Genomic DNA, 17,377 nt, shown 5'->3' with positions numbered 1-17,377 from the left:
CGGGTCAGGCCGCGCGCAGGGTCGTCATCTGCAGCCAGGCACGCGCCTGTTTCTGCGCTTCGATGATTTCGCGCGCGGTCATTTCTTCCGCGATCTCGGCCCGCATATAGGGGGCGTGCGCGCTGCCCTTGAGCGCGGCGATGTTGAACCATTTGTGCGCTTCGATCAGGTCCATGTCGACGCCCGACGCGCCGCTCGAATAGACCATCCCGAGCTCATAGGCCGCGTCGGCGCTACCGCGCGCCGCATCCGCCAGCCGGCTGTCGATCAGGAACTGTGCGCTCTTAATGCTGTTGCCCATGACTTTGCCCCACTTTTGATCGCTCTCATCATGGGAGCGAGAGTGCGGCATTCATGGTAAGCAAAAGGTTAACGGCGTTATCCGGTCATTCCGGTGGCGCGACCGCAATATTGTCGATCAGGCGCGTGCCGGCAATGCAGGCGGCGGCGAGCAGGCGACGGGGCTTGCCCGCGACCGGCGCGCCAAGGCTGTCGGCGTCGACCAGCTCGACATAATCGACCGCGAATCCAGCCGCCTCCAGCGACGCGCGCGCGGTGGCGAGTGCCGCCTGCGCATCGTCGCCCTTCTCGACCGCCCGCGCGGCGACGCCCAGCGCGCGCGGCAGCGCCACCGCTGCGGCGCGATCCTCGGGCGCGAGATAGGCGTTGCGCGAGGAGAGCGCGAGGCCGTCATCGTCGCGCTGGGTCGGCACGCCGCGGATGTCGATGTCGAAATCCAGGTCCGCGACCATCCGCCGGATCACCGCGAGCTGCTGAAAATCCTTTTCGCCGAACAGCGCGACATCGGGCTTCACCTGGTTGAACAGCTTGGCGACGACCGTGGCCACGCCATCGAAATGACCGGGCCGGGCGGCGCCGTCGAGCGGCTCGCTGACCCCCGACACCGCGATATTGGTCGAATGCCCCTCGGGATACATCACCTCGACCGGCGGCATCCACAGCACGTCGACGCCCGCCTCGGCGAGCATCCGCGAGTCGGCCAGCTCCTTGCGCGGATAGCGCGCCAAGTCCTCGGTCGGGCCGAACTGCTTGGGATTGACGAAGATCGAGACCACGACCCGCTGACCCGCCAGCTTCGCCTCGGCGACCAGCGCCATGTGCCCGGCATGCAGTGCGCCCATCGTGGGCACGAACGCGATGCGTTCGCCCGCGGTGCGGAATCCCGAAATGGCATCGCGAAGCTCGGGGAGATGACGGATGGTTTGCACGCGTACAAGGCCTTGGATATGGAACGAGCGCGGCCTTCTATGGGGGGGAGGCCCGCTGTTCAATCAGGGAAGTTGAGTGACCGACGCATCGAACCCGTTGCACGTGATCGTCTTCGCGAATGAAAAGGGCGGGACCGGCAAATCGACCACGGCGGTGCATACCGCGATCGCCCTGGCGATGAAGGGGGCGCGCGTTTCGTGCTTTGACCTCGATCATCGTCAGCGCACCATGGGCCGCTATCTCGACAACCGCCTCGAAACGATGAACCGCGCGGGACGGCCATTGCCGATGCCGCGGTACGAGACGCATGATGGCGAGAATATCGCCCGCTTTTCCGAAAGCCTTGAGCGATTGGGGCAGGACGCCGACTTCCTGATCATCGATACGCCGGGGCGCGACGACAAGTTCGGGCGCATCGCGATCACCAATGCCGACACGCTGGTCACGCCGATGAACGACAGCTTCGTCGATTTCGACCTGATCGGACAGGTCGATCCGGACACGTTCAAGGTGGTCCGACCCAGTTTCTATTCCGAGCTGATCTGGGATTCGCGCAAGCGCCGCGCCAAGGCCGACGGCCAGACGATCGACTGGGTGGTTCTGCGCAACCGCATGCAGCATATTGAGGCGCGCAACATGAAGCGCGTGTCGGAGGCGATCGACCAGCTCGCCAAGCGCGTCGGGTTCCGCGTGATCCCCGGCCTGTCGGAGCGGGTGATCTATCGCGAATTGTTCCCCAAGGGCCTGACCATGCTCGACAGCCGCGAATTCGGTGAAATGGGCCTGGCGCATGTCGCCGCGCGGCAGGAATTGCGCGAGATGATGGCAGGCCTCGCGCTGCCCGAGGTCGAGGCGACGATGCCGCTGTTCGCATGATCTTCAAATTCCTGATCGGTGTGCTGCTTGCCTGGCTCGGCTGGCGGCTGTGGCATGGCTGGGGGCGTCCCCTGCCCGGCACGCCGATCCCGCCCCCCGCCCCCCGCCCCGACCCGGCCGAGGCGGAGGCATGCGCCGTGCTGGGCGTCGCGCCCGGCGCCGCTCCCGAAGAGATCCGCGCAGCGCATCGCCGGTTGATCGCCAGCGTGCATCCGGACCGCGGCGGATCGCCCGAGCTGACGCGGCAGGTCAACGCGGCGCGCGACACGCTGCTGAAACCGAAGCCCGGGCCGAAAAACTGAAACGCATTGGCTTTAGCCGCGTTTGACGGTTGCACTTTGCGTAACGCGCGCGAAATGAAGCGCGTCGATTTTTCCGGGAGGCCCAATGACCCATCGTTTCGATCCGACCTCGCTGCGCGAATATGACATTCGCGGAATCGTGGGCAAGACGCTGGGGCCGGATGACGCGCGCGCGATCGGGCGCGGCTTTGCCACGCTGCTGCGCCGCGCCGGTGGCACCCGCGTCGCCGTGGGCCGCGACGGGCGCATTTCCTCGCCGATGCTCGAGGCGGCGCTGGTCGAGGGACTGACCGCAGGCGGGTGCGACGTGGTCCGGATCGGCCTCAGCTCGACCCCGATGCTCTATTATGCCGAGGCAATCCTGGAGGTGGATGGCGGCATCCAGATCACCGGCAGCCATAATCCGGGCGATTACAACGGGTTCAAGATGGTGTTCCAGCACCGCCCGTTCTTCGGTCAGGACATCCAGACGCTGGGCAAGATGGCCGCAGAGGGTGACTGGGACACGGGTGAAGGGACGGTCGGCGATGCCGACATCCTTGACGATTATGTCGGCCGCCTGCTTGCCGGCTATGCCGGGGGCAGCTTCCGCATCGGCTGGGATTGCGGCAATGGCGCGTCGGGACCGGTGATCGATAAGCTGGTCAAGCTGCTGCCCGGTGAGCATCACACGCTGTTCACCGAGGTCGATGGCAATTTCCCCAACCATCATCCCGACCCGACCGAAGAGAAGAATCTGGCGCACCTCAAGGCGCTGGTCGCGGAAAAGAATCTCGACTTCGGGCTGGCGTTCGATGGCGATGGCGACCGGATCGGCGCGATCGACGGTCAGGGCCGCGTCATCTGGGGCGACCAGCTTCTGTCCATTCTGGCCGAACCGGTGCTGCGCAAGGATCCGGGCGCGACGATCATCGCGGACGTGAAGGCCAGCCAGGCGCTGTATGACCGCATTGCCGAACTGGGTGGCGCGCCGCTGATGTGGAAGACCGGCCACAGCCTGATCAAGACCAAGATGAAGGAAACCGGCGCGCCGCTGGCGGGCGAGATGAGCGGGCACATCTTCTTCGCGCAGGATTATTACGGGTTCGACGACGCGCATTATGCCGCGGTGCAGCTGATCAACGCGGTCCATCTGATCGGCCAGTCGATGAGCGCGATCCGCAGCGCGATGCCGGCGATCGTCAACACGCCCGAAATGCGCTTTCAGGTCGATGAAAGCCGCAAATTCGCGGTGATCGACGAGGTGCTGGAACGGCTCAAGGCCGAGGGCGCGGACGTCAATGATACCGATGGCGCGCGGGTCAACACCCCCGATGGCTGGTGGCTGCTGCGCGCATCGAACACGCAGGACGTGCTGGTCGCGCGCGCCGAGGCCAAGGACGAGGCGGCGCTGGAGCGCCTCCTCGCCATGATCGACGCGCAGCTTGCTGCCAGCGGGCTGAAGCGCGGGCCGCAGGCGGGGCATTGATTTGAAGGCGGCACCGGCCCGCCCCCCCCACCCGGCCACCCATAAAATACACTGCCATTGGGTGGCCGAGTGGGGGCGCGGGCCGGTGCGGTCTTACATAAAACAACTCCAGGGGTGGTGGAATCGCGGGTATGCCTCCACATGGGGGCATGGCTCCCGCCCCGCCCCAGATCATTCGCGTCATCGACCTTGAAACCACCGGCAGCGCGCCGCCGCAGCATGGCGTGTGCGAAATCGGGTGGCAGGACGTCGCGCTGGGCAAGGACGGGCGCTGGGCGCTGGAGGGCGAGGGCGGCGCGCGCCTGGTCAATCCCGGGCGGCCGATCCCGCCGCTGACCATGGCGATCCACCATATCCGCGACGAGGACGTTGCCGATGCGCCATGGTGGCACGATGTCGCGCGCCCGATCCTGGACCCGTGGCCGCGTCGGGTGGCGCTGGCGGCACACCGGGCGAGTTTCGAGGAACAATTCTGCACCGCATCGCTGACACGCGGTGCCGACTGGATCTGCACCTATAAATGCGCGCTGCGGCTGTGGCGCGACAGCCCGGGCTTTTCCAACCAGTTCCTGCGTTACTACCGCATGCCCGCAGGGTTGGAGCATGAACGCGGGCTGCCCGCCCATCGCGCCTTTCCCGATGCCTATGTGACCGCCCATCATCTGCGCGACATGCTCAACGAAGCGAGCGTCGCCCAGCTGATCGAATGGTCGAGGCTGCCCGGCCTGCTCCCGCGTGTCCGCTACGGCCCGGACCGGGGCAAGGAGTGGAGCGAGATCGACGATGAGTCGCTCGATGCCTTTCTGCAGGATCGCGACGAGGACATTCGCTACACCGCACAGGTCGAGCTGGAACGGCGCCGAGGCCGGGGACCGGAATATAAGCCGGTCCGCCAGCCGCAGCTGTTCTAGACTGTTCCGCATCCCCCTCTCCCGCGCGAGAGAGGGGGATCAGGCATCAATATTCGATGCGCGTGCTCTTGATCTTGCGCTTTTCCAGCATCGCCTGGACGCTGTCGGCGCCAGACAGATGGCCAGCACCGACCGCCATGAACACCACGCCCGGCTTGTCGAGCCGCGTATCGATCCATTCGGCCCAGCGCGCGTTGCGATCGGCGAGCAGCATCTTGCTGAGCTCCGGCGAGCTGCGCAGCGCTTCGTTCATGATCGCCGCCAGCCCTTCGGCATCACCCTGCGACCATTCGTCGACCATCTTCTGGAATTCGGGGCCGACATTGCCGAGCTGCCCCAGCGTTTCGGTCAGGAACTGGATCTGCGCGGCTTCGGACAGGCCGTCGAAAAAGCCGAACTGCATCTCGATGCTTTCCAGGCCCGACACTGGCTTGTTCGCCGCCTTGGCCGCCGCGGCGAGTTCGGACTCCGCGCCCGATGCCGGGTTGTAGCCTGCCTTCATCAACGCGACGAGCGAGAGCTGATTGGCCGCGAACCACGGCTTCAGCCGGGCAAAATTTTCGGCCGGGATGCCGGCATCGGCAACCGCCTTGGCGAACGCCGCACGCTTGTCGGCGGGGAGCCGGTCGATCAGCGCGGGGCCGGTCGGGTTCACCCCATATTTCATGATCAGCGGCTGAACGCTGGCTGGGTCCGGCATCTCGCCGATTTCGGTGACCATCTCGCCGCTGGCGTCGAACGCCTTGCGCACCGCTTCGTCAAACCAGCTGAGCCCAGCGGGCAACACATGGATCGTGCCGAACATGTAGATGGTCGTGTCTTCATCCTTGACCACCCACAGGGCCGGATCGGCGTCCTTGACCTGGGTGGCCGGGGCGGGCGCCGGGGCCTGTTGTGCGAGGGCAGCGGGGGCGACGAACAACAGGGCGAGCGCCGTCGCTGCGCGAGGCAGGTACTTCATCATCACAAACTCTCCGATGTTAACGGGTTGAGACAGGTTCAGGGACGTAGTTTCTTGTAGCCATAAGCGAGCATCATCACCGCGAAGGTCGCCACCGCGAGCGCCTCATGCTGCGGCTCGCGCACCAGCCCGCCGCGCCACCAGAGATACCAGTTGGCGTAGAGCGCGAGATAGAAGTTGAGCGCGATTGCCGACGCCCAGAGATTGTCGCGCCGCTCCAGCTCGTCGGTGACGCGGTTGTAGCGCCAGCCGCCATAAACAAGCGCGACCGTGCTGATCAGCGATGCGGCAATCGCCCAGGCGGCGGGAATGCCTTCGAGAAATTCGCCGCCATCGACCTCGAACAGCGCCGAGAAAAAGCCGACCACCGCGCCGGCGCCCATCAGCGTGAACAGGATGATCCGCTGGCGCCGCGTGCGGGCGCGGGCGGCGGCGAGGCCGTCCTTCACTTCATTCGCCATCGTCATGCTCCGCGTCATCGAAAATCTCCTCGATGCTCAATCCGAACAGTCGCGCGATGCGGAAGGCGAGCGGGAGCGAGGGGTCATATTTCCCCGTCTCGATCGCGTTCACCGCCTGTCGCGACACGCCGAGATGGCCGCCAAGCTCCGCCTGGCTCCAGTTGCGTTCGGCGCGCAGCACTTTCAGGCGGTTTTTCACAGGCCGTCACTGCTCCATGACATTATGTCATCCACGAATGACTATATGTCAGGTTAGCATGACACGCGTCAAGCGGATTTTTTGCCGGGTGGAATCGCGGCAACGATGGCAGCGGCGAGTGTGCCGATGCACAGCAGATAGGGGAAGGCGAGCGCGGTCGATCCGAACGCGAAGGGCTGGAGCAGGAACACCGTGACGAACCCGGTGAGCAATGCGGCGATCACCGATGCGGTACTGCCCCGGTTCGTGAACAATGCCACGGCATAGACGCCGAGCAGCCCGGCATAGGCGAACGCCATCACCGACAGCACAAATTCGAGCAGCGGCATGTCGCTATGCTTCTGCCAATAATAGCTCAGCACTGCGGTCGCGAACATCGCCACCGCCACCGCCGCCATTCCCCAGCGCCCGGCATGGACATAATGTCGGTCCGCCGCGCCACCATGCGCCTCGCGCCACGGGCGATAGAAATCGCTGACGACCACCGACGCCATCGAATTGAGCGCCGAGGTCACGGTCGACACCGCCGCCGCGATCACCCCGATCGTCACCAGTCCGCGCAGCCCGGGGGGAAGCTGGGTCAGGATATAATGGACGAACACCGTGATCTTCTCGCCCGCGAAATTCGCCGAGACGCTGTTGGTCGCGCCCATCAGCTCGGGCCGGTCGTAGAAGATGTGCAGCAGGAGCCCGATCGTCACGAAAATCGCGATGATCGGCACGCTGCCGAGCGCCGAGAGGATCAGGCTGCGCGCGCCGGTCCTGGCGTCGGGGCTGGCAAGCAGCCGCTGGGTGGTGTCCTGATCGAGGCCGGCACTGGCGGTGTTGAGCAGGAACAGCCCGGTGACCGCAGCGAGCAAAGTGAACGGTTTGGACAGGTCGGTCGACAGGTCGAACAGCCGCAGCTTGTTGGTGCCGTCGGGCGCAGTGCGCAGCGCATCGATCAGCGCCGTATTGTCGAGCGGAATTGCCGCGCGCAGGAAGATCAGCACCGCGACCGCTGCACCGGCATAGACGATGAACTGGACGAAATCGTTCCAAATGACGGACTTGAGGCCCCCGCGCAGCGTGAAGGCCAGGCTTGCAAGCATCACTGCCGCCGCCGACAGGATGATCGACCCGGCATCGATCGCGTTGAACCCGACCATCGCGATCGCGATCGCCGCCAGATAGACGCGCGCGCCGCCCGACAGGATTCGGCCGGCCAGATACATGCCCCCCGCCCAGCGCATCGCCCGTGCGTCGTACCGCGTCTCGAGCAGCTCATAGACGGTGGCGACGCGCAGCGCGTAAAAGCGCGGGATCAGCACATGCGCGACGAAGAACGCCGCCAGCACCGCGCCGACCACTGCGCCCAGATAGCTGTAATCGCTGCGATAGCCGTAATCGGGTGCGCCAATGAAGGTCGCGGCCGATTGCTGCGTCGCCAGCACCGAAACCGCCGCCAGCCACGCCGGAACGCTGTTCCCCGCGAGAAAATAGTCGCCCGCATTGCGCGTCTCGACCCGGTTGAAATGCCAGGACAGCCCGGCCAGCACGGCAAGGTAAAGCCCGACCACCAGCCAGTCGAGCGCGGCGAAATGCTGCATCATTTCGATGGTGTAGCAGAGGCTTTGCCGAGGTCACGCGGCAAGTCGCTGTCCATGACGGAACGACTCCCCGCCTCACGCTTTGAATCGGCCTCGCAACAACAAGGATGTCCGATGGCAGCGCGCGCATATTGGCAGGGACAGATCCGTCTCGCGCTGGTCTCGATTCCGGTCGAAATCTACAGCGCCACCAAATCGGGCGCGCAGGTGGCGTTCCACCAGGTGCACGAACCCTCGGGCAAGCGCATCAAATATGAAAAGGTCGTACCCGGCATCGGCCCGATCGACACCGACGAGATCATGAAGGGGTTCGAGGTCGAAAAGGGCGAATATGTCCTGCTCGACCAGGACGAGATCGACGCGGTCAAGCTCGAGTCCAAGAAGACGCTGGAGCTGACCCAATTCGTCGACGCACATGAGATCGACGTGCTCTATTACGAAAAGCCCTATTTCGTCGTCCCCGCCGACGATCTTGCCGAAGAGGCGTTCGTGGTGCTGCGCGAGGCGCTCAGGCGGACGAAGAAGGTCGGACTCGGCCAGCTGGCGATGCGCGGGCGCGAATATGTGGTCAGCCTCAAGCCATGCGGGCGCGGCATGGTGCTCGAAACGCTGCGCTATGCCGATGAGGTGCACAAGGCGCAGGGCTATTTCCGCGACATTTCCGATGCCGAGCCGGACGCGGATCTGCTGGACCTCGCCGAGACGCTGATCGAGAAGAAATCGGCGAAATTCGACCCGCAGGAGTTTCACGACCGCTATGTCGATGCGCTGAAGGGCCTGATCGCCCGCAAGCAGAAGCAGAAGGGCAAGCGCAAGATCATCGAGGACAGCGATGCCGGCGACGATGCGCGCGGGTCCAATGTCGTCGACCTCATGGCAGCGCTCAAGAAGAGCCTCGAAAAACCCGGCGGCGCGGCCAAGTCGGCGAGCAAGACGCCCGCGAAAAAGGCCCCGGCGAACAAGTCCGCGGCCAAGGCGCCGGCGCGCAAGCGGGCGTGACGCGATGGAGCTGAACCCGCCGGTCACCTTCGCCGCGCTCGGCTGGGACCCATGGCTCCGGCTGGGCGGCGCGGCCATCGCGGGACTGCTGCTCGGCCTCGACCGGGAAGTACGCGGCCATGGCGCGGGACTGCGCACCCATGCCATCCTGTGCTTCTCCGCCGCGCTGATCACCGTCTCCGCGCTCGCCCTCTATTACCAGCTCGGCGGCACCGAATCCCAGGCCGACCCGCTCCGCGTGATCGAGGGCACGGCGGCGATGGCCGGCGTGATCGGCGGCGCGCTGATCGTGTTTGCCAAGGGTGAGATCAAAAATCTCACCACCGCCGCGCATATCTGGCTCGCGGCCTCGATCGGGATCGCGTTTGGTGCCGGGCTCTATCCGATCGCGATAATCGGCACGCTGGGGTCGGTGCTGCTGCTAACGCTGTTTGGCTGGATCGAGCAGCGCGCCTTCAGGAAGCGTAATGGCCAAGACTGATCCGCTCGCGCGCTACAATGCGATGCGCGATTTCGCGAAAACCGCGGAGCCGCGCGGTGAAATCGGCAAGGGTGAAGGTCAGACCTTCATGGTCCAGAAGCATGACGCAACCCGCCTCCACTGGGATTTCCGCCTCGAAATCGACGGCGTGCTCAAGAGCTGGGCAGTGACGCGCGGCCCCAGCCTCGACCCCGACGAGAAGCGCCTCGCGGTGCGGACCGAGGATCACCCGATGTCCTACGCGACGTTCGAAGGGACGATCCCCAAGGGCGAATATGGCGGCGGCACGGTGATGCTGTGGGATCGGGGCACCTGGGCGCCGGTGCCGGGAAAGAGCGCGGAGGATCTGGAGAAAGGCCATCTCCATTTCACCCTCGATGGCGAGCGGATGAAGGGCGAGTGGCTGCTGATCCGCCTCAAGCCGCGGGCCGGGGAAAAGCGCGAAAACTGGCTGCTGCGCAAGATCGACGACGCCTATGCCGGGGCGACCGATGCACTGGTCGAAACAGGCCTGACCAGCGTCGCGACCGGTCGCACGATGCAGGAGATTGCCGAGGGCAAAAATCCGCCCCGGAACGGGAAGGCTGGTGGAGGGGGCCCGAGGCACCGGAATCCCTTGCCTCGGGCCCCCTCCAACACCGCTGCGCGGCGGTCCCCCTCCCCGTTCCGGGGAGGAATAAAGCCCCCCGCTTTCCGCCCACCCCAGCTCGCCACCCTTGTCGACAGCGTTCCCGGCGGAAACGGCTGGCTGCACGAGATGAAATATGACGGCTACCGCGCGCTCGTCGCTACGGGCAAAGGCGGACCGCGCATCTATACGCGCAGCGGGCTCGACTGGACCGACAAGTTCGCCAGCATCGCCGAGGCAGCCGCCGACCTCCCGGCATCCTCCGCGCTCATCGACGGCGAAGTGGTCGCGTTCAAGGCTGGAAAGCCCGATTTCTCGACCCTGCAGGACGCACTCTCGAACGGCAGCGGCGCGCTCGCCTTCTTCGCCTTTGACCTGCTCGAACAGGATGGCGAGGACCTGAGCGACCTTCCCCAGATCGAGCGCAAGGAGCGGCTCCGTACACTCATCGCCGGCGCCGACCCGCGCCTGCTCTTCTCCGAACACATACTCGGCGCAGGTGAGAAACTGTTCGAGGCGATGTGCAGCGAGGGGCATGAGGGCGTGATCTCGAAGCGCGCCGACGCCCCCTATCGCGGCACCCGCAGCAAGAGCTGGCTCAAGATCAAATGCACGCGGCGGCAGGAATTCGTGATTATCGGCTGGCTGCCCAGCAGCGCGCGCGGACGCGGGCTGAAATCGCTGCTGCTCGCTGTGCACGAAGACGGCGCGCTGCATTACGCGGGCAAGGTCGGTACGGGGTTTAACGCATCGAACTCCGCCGCATTGATGGACAAGCTCGCGCGGATCGCACGCAAGACCCCGCCCGCCGATGTGCCGAAAGTTGCGGCACGCGGCGCTCACTGGGTCTCGCCCAAGCTGGTCGCGGAGGTTGCCTTTGCCGAGTTTACTGCGGAACGGGTCGTCCGCCACGCCAGCTTCATTGCGCTGCGCGACGACAAGCCTGCCGATGACGTCGTGACCGAACGCGCGGCCCCGCCCCCTGCGCCGCACAGCGATGTGGCGATCAGCCACCCCGACCGCGTGATCTTTCCCGAAGCCGGGATCAGCAAGGGCCAGCTCGCCGATTACTATGCCGCGGTTGCGCCGATCCTGCTGCCCTGGCTCGGCCACCGTCCGATCAGTCTGGTGCGTTGCCCGCAGGGGCGCGCCAAGCAATGTTTCTTCCAGAAGCATGACGCGGGCAGCTTCGGCGACCATGTCCACCATGTCGACATTCGCGAAAAGGACGGGTCGGTCGAACCCTATCTGTGGGTCGACGATGCCGATGGCGTGCGCGCCTGTGTCCAGATGGGGACGATCGAGTTTCACGGCTGGGGCAGCCGGGTGGAGGATGTCGAAAAGCCCGACCGGCTGGTGTTCGACCTCGACCCAGATGAAGGGCTCGACTTCGCCAAGGTGAGGAAGGCGGCGGCGGATCTGAACCGGCATCTCGCCGATCTGGGTCTCACCAGCTTCCCGATGCTGACCGGCGGCAAGGGCGTGCACGTGATCGTGCCGCTGACCCCGCAGGCGGAATGGCCCGCCGCGAAAAGCTTTGCCGAACGCTTCGCCCGCGCGCTGGCACAGGCCGAGCCGGAGCGGTTCACGGCGAACCTCAAGAAAGCCGAGCGCAAGGGCCGCATCTTCATCGACTATCTGCGCAACCAGCGCGGCAGCACGGCGGTGATGCCCTATGTCGCCCGCGCGCGCGCCGGCGCGCCGGTATCGGTGCCGCTGAACTGGAGCGAGCTGCGCGATGTCGACAGCGCGCAACGGTTCAGCGTCCGCGACGCCGCGACGCTGCTCGACCGCGCAACCGGCCGCGCGCTGGCGGGTTGGGGGCAGGCGGATCAGGTGCTGCCCGACATTTAGCCGCCAGAACCGAAAGCGTGTTGCGCGCACCGGCGCGGCCCGTCACAGAATGACCCGCAAAGGGGGCAAAGCATGGCGAGCGCGGCGGCGGACACCGGGGAAGACACAGCGGCGGTCGCGCGGCGCTGGCTGACCGACTATCGCGCTGCCACCCCGGCAACCGATGTGCTGCATGCAGCGGGCCCTGCCGATCCCGCGTGGAACGCAGTGCTGGAAGAACTGGCCGAGCGGGCCGGCGACGACCTGATCGCGGCGCGGGAGAAGGCGCAGCGGCATGCCGAGGATATCGGCACCGGCTTTCGCATCCCGGGCGAAAGCGAGGAACGGCCATGGCCGCTCTCCCCGGTTCCGCTGCTGATCGAAAAGGACGAGTGGCAGGGGATTGCCGAGGGGGTCGCGCAACGCGCCGACCTGCTCGAAGCAGTGCTTGCCGATTGCTATGGCGACCAGACGCTGGTGCGCACGGGCAGCCTGCCGGCCAGCCTGCTGACCGGCAGCCCCTATTTCCTGCGGCCGATGATGGGGCTGGCGCCGCCGGGGGGCTGCCATCTCCATTTCGTTGCGTTCGACCTGTGCCGCGGTCCGACCGGCACGTGGCGCGTTCTTGCCGATCATCTGCGTGCGCCGGCCGGCGCCGGCTATGCGCTGGAGAACCGCCTTGCCATCGCGCGGATGCTCGACGGGCTTCAGCTGCGGCTCAATATCGAGCGCCATGCGCCGTTTTTCGCGGCGTTTCGCGACGGCATTGCCGCGCGCTGCCGGCGCAGCGATCCACGCATCGCGCTGCTCACCCCGGGGCGACTGAACGCGAGCTATGCCGAACAGGCGCACCTTGCGCGCTATCTGGGCTTTGTGCTGGTCGAGGGGCCCGACCTCGCCGTGCTCGACGACCGCGTCTATCTGCGCACCATCGCCGGCCTGAAGCGGGTCGATGCGGTGTGGCGCCGGGTCGATCCGCGGCTGATCGACCCGCTTGCGTTCGATTCGCATTCGGCGATCGGCGTCCCCGGCCTGATCGATGCAATGGCGCGGGGCGAGGTGGTGATCGCCAATTCCCCGGGCGCAGGCATGCTGGAGGCACCTGCCTTTGCCGCATTCCTGCCGCGCCTGTGCACCCGGCTGACCGGCGAGAGCCTGAAACTGCCCAACATCGCGACCTGGTGGTGCGGCCAGCCGCAGGAATGCGCCGAAGTGGCCGGCGATCTCGACAATATGGTCATCGCCCCCGCGTTCGGCGTGGCAACCAATGTGCTGGCCGATGGTACCGCGCTGCTGGGATCGGCCATGCCCGCCGCGCAACGCGCCGAACTGGTGGCGGATCTGGCACGGCGGCCGCAGGACTATGTCGGGCAGGAAGTGATCCACCTGTCGACCATGCCGCTGGTCAGCGCAGGGCGGCTCGAGGCGCGGCCCTTTACCCTGCGCGTGTTCGCCGCGCGCGACGCGGACGGGCGCTGGCAGGTGATGCCAGGCGGGTTCGCACGCATCGGCGACACCCCGGATGCCCGCGCCGCGGTGATGGGAACCGGGACCTGGTCCGCCGATGTCGTGGTGCATGGGTCCGCCCCGGTGGCGCCGGTCACGCTGCTGCAGTCGGCGGACAGCATCCGGCTGCGCCGCAACCCCGGCACCCTGCCCAGCCGCGCTGCCGACAATCTGTTCTGGCTCGGCCGCTATCTGGAGCGCGGCGAGGCGCGACTGGGGGTGATCCGCGCGCTGCTCGGCCATTCGATCAGCGCGGACAGCGGTGCCGCACTCGCGGCCGATACGGTTCAGCGCCTGGTCGGACTGGTCGTCAACGCCGGTGCCGCGCCCGCGCCAGGCGGACTGGGACGCGCCCACCTGTCCCGCTTTGCCGAAGCGGCAATGGACGCGACCGATGGCTGGAACAGCGTCCGCGCGATCAACCGGCAGGCGCGGGCGATCGGCGCGGTCAGCCGCGACCGGCTGTCCGCCGACATGATCCGGCTACTCGATGCACCCTATCCGACGCGCGGCAGCGCGCTCGACCGGGCGGGGTCGCTGCAGCGGCGCTATTCGGCGCTGGCCGGACTGTCGTCGGAGCATATGGGCCGCACCGATGCCTGGCGCTTCCACGATCTGGGCCGCCGCATCGAACGCGCCATGGCGACCGTCTATGCGCTGCTGGCGCTGGCGCATGACGAAGCGACCAGCGACGACCTGTCGGCACTGCTCGACCTTGCGGACAGCCAGATCAGCTATCGTCAGCGCTATCTGACCGGAATGGCGCGGGTTGCGGTCATCGACCTCGTCGCGCTCGACCCCGGCAACCCGCGCGGGGTGGCGTTCCAGGTCGCGGCGATCGCCGCGCATCTCGACGCCCTGCCGCGCCTGTCCGACGACGGGCTGGACGAACCGCAACAGGCGCTGGCCCGCGCGCTGGCCGCGATGGTGACGACCGCATCGGCGCCGCAGGTCGGCACGGACACGCTGCTTGCCCTCTCCGCCAAGCTGGCGGCGCTGTCCGACGCGGTGGCGCGCCGCTATTTCCTCCATGGGTCGGAAGCGCTGCGGGCCGAGGGGCTGGTGGTCGGCTGATGCGCTATGCCATTCGCCATGTCACGCGGTTCGACTATGCCGAGCCGGTCGGGTTTGCCCGCTGCAACCTGCGGCTGCGGCCGATCCATTGGTCGGGGCAGACCATCCATGACTATCACCTGAGCGTCGAGCCGGGCGGCGACACCGCCCCGGCGCGGGCCGAGGCGGGCCTCGCCAATGTCGTACGGCTGGTGGTGACGCAGCCGGTGCGGAGCCTGACGATCGAGAGCTGCTGCACGATCACCGTAGATCGCCCGGTACCCGTGCCTGCCGCCGACGACCCGACGCTGGCACAGATTGCGGCTGACGCGCGCGCCAGCCGCGACGCGGGGCCGGCCAGCCCGGCATCCTATCTTTTCCCCTCGCCGCTGATCCCGCTCGACCGCGACATCGCGCAATGGTGCGCGCAGGAACTGGACCCGCAGCGCGGCGCGCTCGACGCTGCGATCGGCCTTGCCCGTCGTATCCAGAATGAATTCGACTTCGATCCCACCGCGACCCTGGTCGATACGCCCCCGCGTGAGGCGTTCCTGAAGCGCGGCGGCGTGTGTCAGGACTTCGCGCAGATCATGATTTCCGGCCTGCGCGCCGCCGGTCTTCCTGCCGCCTATGCCTCGGGCTATCTGCGCACGCTCCCCCCGCCCGGCCAGCCGCGGCTGGTCGGGGCGGACGCGACCCATGCCTGGGTGCTGCTGTGGTGCGGGCCGGAGCGCGGCTGGGTCGGGGTCGATCCGACCAACGGCATCTGGATGGCGAGCGATCATGTCGTCGTCGCGATCGGCCGCGATTATTCCGACATCGCCCCGATCGACGGCATCGTGCTGGGATCGGGCGCACAGAATATGACGGTGTCGGTCGACGTCGCGCCGCTCGAAACACGCAGCTGACTTGCATCCACCGGCACTTATACCGATGTAGCGGTGCAATACACGAACACCAGACCAACCGGGGAAACACGTGGCCGATCCTTACGCAACCTTGGGAGTCTCGCGCGGGGCCAGCGAGGACGAGATCAAGAAGGCGTATCGCAAGCTCGCCAAGGAACTCCACCCCGACCGCAACAAGGACAATCCGAAGGCGGCGGAGAAGTTCAGCACGGTCACGCAGGCCTATGACCTGCTGACCGACAAGGACAAGCGCGCGCGCTATGACCGCGGCGAGATCGATGGCGACGGCAATCCCGCATCGCCCTTTGGGGCCGGATTCGGCGGCGCCGGCTTCGGTGGCGCACGCGGCCCGCAGGGCGGGTTTCGCCCCGGCGGCAGCGGGTTCGATTTCGGCGGCGGCGGTGGCGAGGCCGGGTTCGAGGATATCCTGGAAGGGTTGTTCGGCGGCCGCGCCGGCGGCCAGCCGGGCGGGTTTTCGAGCGGCTTTGGCCGCCGTCCGCCCCCGCCCAAGGGTGCCAATGTCGCCTATCGCCTGCGCGTCCCGTTCGAGGATGCCGCCGCGCTCAAGCCACAGCGGATCCAGCTGCGCGACGGATCGACCATCGACCTGAAACTGCCCAAGGGCGTCGAAACCGGTACGCAGATGCGCCTTGCGGGCAAGGGCGATGCCGGGCCGGGCGGCAATGGCGACGCGATCGTGACGATCGAGGTCGAGCCGCACCGCTATTTCACGCGCGACGGCGACCATATCCGCCTCGACCTGCCGATCACGCTCAAGGAAGCGGTGGCGGGGGCGAGCGTGCGCGTACCGACGCCCGAGGGTCCGGTGAATCTGAAGGTCCCGGCCGGATCGAGTTCGGGCAAGACGCTGCGCCTCAAGGATCGCGGCTTTCACGGCAAGAGCACGCGCGGCGACCTGCTTGTCACGCTGATGATCGAGATTCCGGGAAGCGACGCGAAGCTTGCCGAGTTTGTCGCCGGCTGGACCGATCAGGGGAACCCGCGCGCCCGGCTGGGCGTCTGAACGGGCATTGTGACCGATCCCGTTTCCCCCGAATCGCCCGAGGCACGGCGCCACGGCTTTCACAAAAGGCTGTCGGATCTGGGCGTTACCGACCGGGCGATCGAGGTGACCAAGCGGGTGGCGGTCGGCGCGTTCAACGACGGCTTCACCCATGCCGGCAACCTTGCCTATCTGAGCCTGGTCACGCTGTTCCCCTTCTTCATCGTTGCGACCGCGGTCGCGCGGCTGGTCGGACGGACGGGCGATGGGCTTCAGGCGGTTGCCGCATTCCTGCGCACCGTCCCGCCCGAGGTTGCCGACCTGCTGCGCCCCGCGATTCTGGAGGTGCTCGAGGCGCGCTCCGGCTCGCTGCTGTGGCTGGGTGCGCTGGTCGGGCTGTGGACCACGTCGGGCTTTGTCGAAACGGTGCGCGCGATCCTGCGCCAGGCCTATGGCATCCCGTCCGGCACGCCGTTCTGGCGGCTGAAGCTGGCGACGATCGGCATGGTCATCGCCTCGGTCATCCTGGCGATGATGGCGTTCAGCTTCCAGCTGGTGCTGAGCGGCGTCGAGCAGTTCATTCTGCGCGTGATCCCGTTCGCGTCGGATGCGGCGCGCATAATCTCGCTGACCAAGGTCGCCCCGGGCATCGCGCTGTTCGGTGCGATGTACATCCTGTTCTACACGCTGACCCCGACCCGTTATCGCAAGGCACGCTGCCCCAAATGGCCCGGCCCGGCGTTCGTCACGATCTGGTGGATGAGCTGCACCGCGGCATTGCCCAAGGTGATCGGCGCGTTCGGCGGCTATGGCCTGACCTATGGCAGCCTTGCCGGGGTGATGGTCGCGCTCATCTTCTTCTTTCTCATCGGCTTTGGCGTCGTTATCGGCGCCGAGCTTAACGCGGCGCTGGCGGAAACGCCCGAGAACGGGCTAGAGAAGCCGCAAGAAGGGACCGGAGGTTAAGAC

17 protein-coding genes are annotated in these 17,377 nt (G+C 66.6%); 11 read left to right on the top strand and 6 right to left on the bottom strand.

The genetic code is table 11. The features are described from left to right. Nucleotides 1-4: 4 nt before the first annotated feature. Nucleotides 5-301: a hypothetical protein gene (locus J2Y54_RS11270; protein WP_310039661.1), complete on the bottom strand. Its 297-nt coding sequence runs from the start codon at nt 299-301 to the stop codon at nt 5-7. Nucleotides 302-386: 85 nt separating this feature from the next. Further along, on the bottom strand, nt 387-1,229 hold the full coding sequence (gene panC / locus J2Y54_RS11265; RefSeq protein WP_310039659.1) for a pantoate--beta-alanine ligase: 843 nt from the start codon (nt 1,227-1,229) through the stop codon (nt 387-389). Between the two features lie 76 nt (nt 1,230-1,305). On the opposite strand from panC, the gene J2Y54_RS11260 reads away from it, so the two are divergent. From J2Y54_RS11260 to J2Y54_RS11245, 4 genes are all read left to right on the top strand, one after another. Then, nucleotides 1,306-2,106, top strand: coding sequence for a division plane positioning ATPase MipZ (locus tag J2Y54_RS11260; RefSeq protein WP_310039657.1), 801 nt, complete (start codon nt 1,306-1,308; stop codon nt 2,104-2,106). After that, nucleotides 2,103-2,408, top strand: a complete 306-nt coding sequence (locus tag J2Y54_RS11255) for a DnaJ domain-containing protein (RefSeq protein ID WP_310039656.1) — start codon at nt 2,103-2,105, stop codon at nt 2,406-2,408. The genes J2Y54_RS11260 and J2Y54_RS11255 overlap by 4 nt, the downstream gene beginning before the upstream one ends. 85 nt (nt 2,409-2,493) lie before the next feature. Next, entirely contained in the window at nt 2,494-3,876 is a 1,383-nt protein-coding gene (gene pgmG, locus J2Y54_RS11250; protein ID WP_310039654.1) for a phosphoglucomutase/phosphomannomutase PgmG, read from the top strand. Between the two features lie 149 nt (nt 3,877-4,025). Continuing rightward, a complete protein-coding gene (locus J2Y54_RS11245; RefSeq protein ID WP_310039652.1) occupies nt 4,026-4,787 on the top strand; it encodes an exonuclease domain-containing protein in 762 nt (253 codons plus the stop codon). 46 nt (nt 4,788-4,833) lie between these two features. Here J2Y54_RS11245 and J2Y54_RS11240 read toward each other — a convergent pair whose 3' ends face one another. The 4 genes from J2Y54_RS11240 to J2Y54_RS11225 form a co-directional block, all read right to left on the bottom strand. Further along, nucleotides 4,834-5,748: a TraB/GumN family protein gene (locus tag J2Y54_RS11240; RefSeq protein WP_310039649.1), complete on the bottom strand. Its 915-nt coding sequence runs from the start codon at nt 5,746-5,748 to the stop codon at nt 4,834-4,836. Nucleotides 5,749-5,786: 38 nt separating this feature from the next. Beyond that, nucleotides 5,787-6,227, bottom strand: a complete 441-nt coding sequence (locus J2Y54_RS11235) for a hypothetical protein (protein WP_310039647.1) — start codon at nt 6,225-6,227, stop codon at nt 5,787-5,789. Continuing rightward, nucleotides 6,199-6,408 carry a helix-turn-helix transcriptional regulator gene (locus J2Y54_RS11230; RefSeq protein ID WP_310039644.1) on the bottom strand — a complete coding sequence of 70 codons (210 nt, stop codon included), beginning with the start codon at nt 6,406-6,408 and terminating at the stop codon, nt 6,199-6,201. Before J2Y54_RS11230 ends, J2Y54_RS11235 begins: the two co-directional genes overlap by 29 nt. Before the next feature lie 68 nt (nt 6,409-6,476). Next, nucleotides 6,477-7,997, bottom strand: coding sequence for a sodium:solute symporter family transporter (locus J2Y54_RS11225; protein ID WP_310039641.1), 1,521 nt, complete (start codon nt 7,995-7,997; stop codon nt 6,477-6,479). Between the two features lie 114 nt (nt 7,998-8,111). Here J2Y54_RS11225 and J2Y54_RS11220 point away from each other — a divergent pair, with 114 nt between their 5' ends. The 7 genes from J2Y54_RS11220 (at nt 8,112) to J2Y54_RS11190 (ending at nt 17,374) form a co-directional block, all read left to right on the top strand. Then, nucleotides 8,112-8,996, top strand: coding sequence for a Ku protein (locus J2Y54_RS11220; protein WP_310039638.1), 885 nt, complete (start codon nt 8,112-8,114; stop codon nt 8,994-8,996). 4 nt (nt 8,997-9,000) lie between these two features. After that, nucleotides 9,001-9,477, top strand: a complete 477-nt coding sequence (locus tag J2Y54_RS11215) for an MgtC/SapB family protein (RefSeq protein WP_310039636.1) — start codon at nt 9,001-9,003, stop codon at nt 9,475-9,477. Further along, nucleotides 9,464-11,959 (top strand): DNA ligase D, encoded by a 2,496-nt coding sequence (gene ligD, locus J2Y54_RS11210; protein ID WP_310039633.1) that lies wholly within the window; start codon nt 9,464-9,466, stop codon nt 11,957-11,959. Before J2Y54_RS11215 ends, ligD begins: the two co-directional genes overlap by 14 nt. Before the next feature lie 72 nt (nt 11,960-12,031). Next, on the top strand, nt 12,032-14,518 hold the full coding sequence (locus tag J2Y54_RS11205) for a circularly permuted type 2 ATP-grasp protein (RefSeq protein WP_310039631.1): 2,487 nt from the start codon (nt 12,032-12,034) through the stop codon (nt 14,516-14,518). Beyond that, nucleotides 14,518-15,405 (top strand): transglutaminase family protein, encoded by an 888-nt coding sequence (locus J2Y54_RS11200; protein WP_310039628.1) that lies wholly within the window; start codon nt 14,518-14,520, stop codon nt 15,403-15,405. Before J2Y54_RS11205 ends, J2Y54_RS11200 begins: the two co-directional genes overlap by 1 nt. 70 nt (nt 15,406-15,475) lie before the next feature. Then, the gene (locus tag J2Y54_RS11195) at nt 15,476-16,429 is read left to right on the top strand and encodes a DnaJ C-terminal domain-containing protein (protein WP_310039625.1); all 954 of its coding nucleotides are present in this window, start codon (nt 15,476-15,478) and stop codon (nt 16,427-16,429) included. A gap of 9 nt (nt 16,430-16,438) precedes the next feature. Continuing rightward, nucleotides 16,439-17,374, top strand: coding sequence for a YihY/virulence factor BrkB family protein (locus J2Y54_RS11190; RefSeq protein WP_310039622.1), 936 nt, complete (start codon nt 16,439-16,441; stop codon nt 17,372-17,374). Nucleotides 17,375-17,377 lie beyond the last annotated feature (3 nt).

Origin of the sequence: Sphingomonas sp. BE123 (assembly GCF_031456015.1) — a bacterium.
Taxonomy (GTDB): Bacteria; Pseudomonadota; Alphaproteobacteria; order Sphingomonadales; family Sphingomonadaceae; genus Sphingomonas.
Note: the sequence above shows the minus strand (reverse complement) of the source record. Positions and strands in the feature narration are given on the sequence as shown.

What these genes read in the sequence shown, in the direction of transcription:
- J2Y54_RS11270 (WP_310039661.1), bottom strand. Translation starts at nt 301, where the DNA reads ATGGGCAACAGCATTAAGAGCGCACAGTTCCTGATCGACAGCCGGCTG.
- J2Y54_RS11255 (WP_310039656.1), top strand. Translation starts at nt 2,103, where the DNA reads ATGATCTTCAAATTCCTGATCGGTGTGCTGCTTGCCTGGCTCGGCTGG.
- pgmG (WP_310039654.1), top strand. Translation starts at nt 2,494, where the DNA reads ATGACCCATCGTTTCGATCCGACCTCGCTGCGCGAATATGACATTCGC.
- J2Y54_RS11245 (WP_310039652.1), top strand. Translation starts at nt 4,026, where the DNA reads ATGGCTCCCGCCCCGCCCCAGATCATTCGCGTCATCGACCTTGAAACC.
- J2Y54_RS11240 (WP_310039649.1), bottom strand. Translation starts at nt 5,748, where the DNA reads ATGAAGTACCTGCCTCGCGCAGCGACGGCGCTCGCCCTGTTGTTCGTC.
- J2Y54_RS11235 (WP_310039647.1), bottom strand. Translation starts at nt 6,227, where the DNA reads ATGACGCGGAGCATGACGATGGCGAATGAAGTGAAGGACGGCCTCGCC.
- J2Y54_RS11225 (WP_310039641.1), bottom strand. Translation starts at nt 7,997, where the DNA reads ATGCAGCATTTCGCCGCGCTCGACTGGCTGGTGGTCGGGCTTTACCTT.
- J2Y54_RS11220 (WP_310039638.1), top strand. Translation starts at nt 8,112, where the DNA reads ATGGCAGCGCGCGCATATTGGCAGGGACAGATCCGTCTCGCGCTGGTC.
- J2Y54_RS11215 (WP_310039636.1), top strand. Translation starts at nt 9,001, where the DNA reads ATGGAGCTGAACCCGCCGGTCACCTTCGCCGCGCTCGGCTGGGACCCA.
- ligD (WP_310039633.1), top strand. Translation starts at nt 9,464, where the DNA reads ATGGCCAAGACTGATCCGCTCGCGCGCTACAATGCGATGCGCGATTTC.
- J2Y54_RS11205 (WP_310039631.1), top strand. Translation starts at nt 12,032, where the DNA reads ATGGCGAGCGCGGCGGCGGACACCGGGGAAGACACAGCGGCGGTCGCG.
- J2Y54_RS11200 (WP_310039628.1), top strand. Translation starts at nt 14,518, where the DNA reads ATGCGCTATGCCATTCGCCATGTCACGCGGTTCGACTATGCCGAGCCG.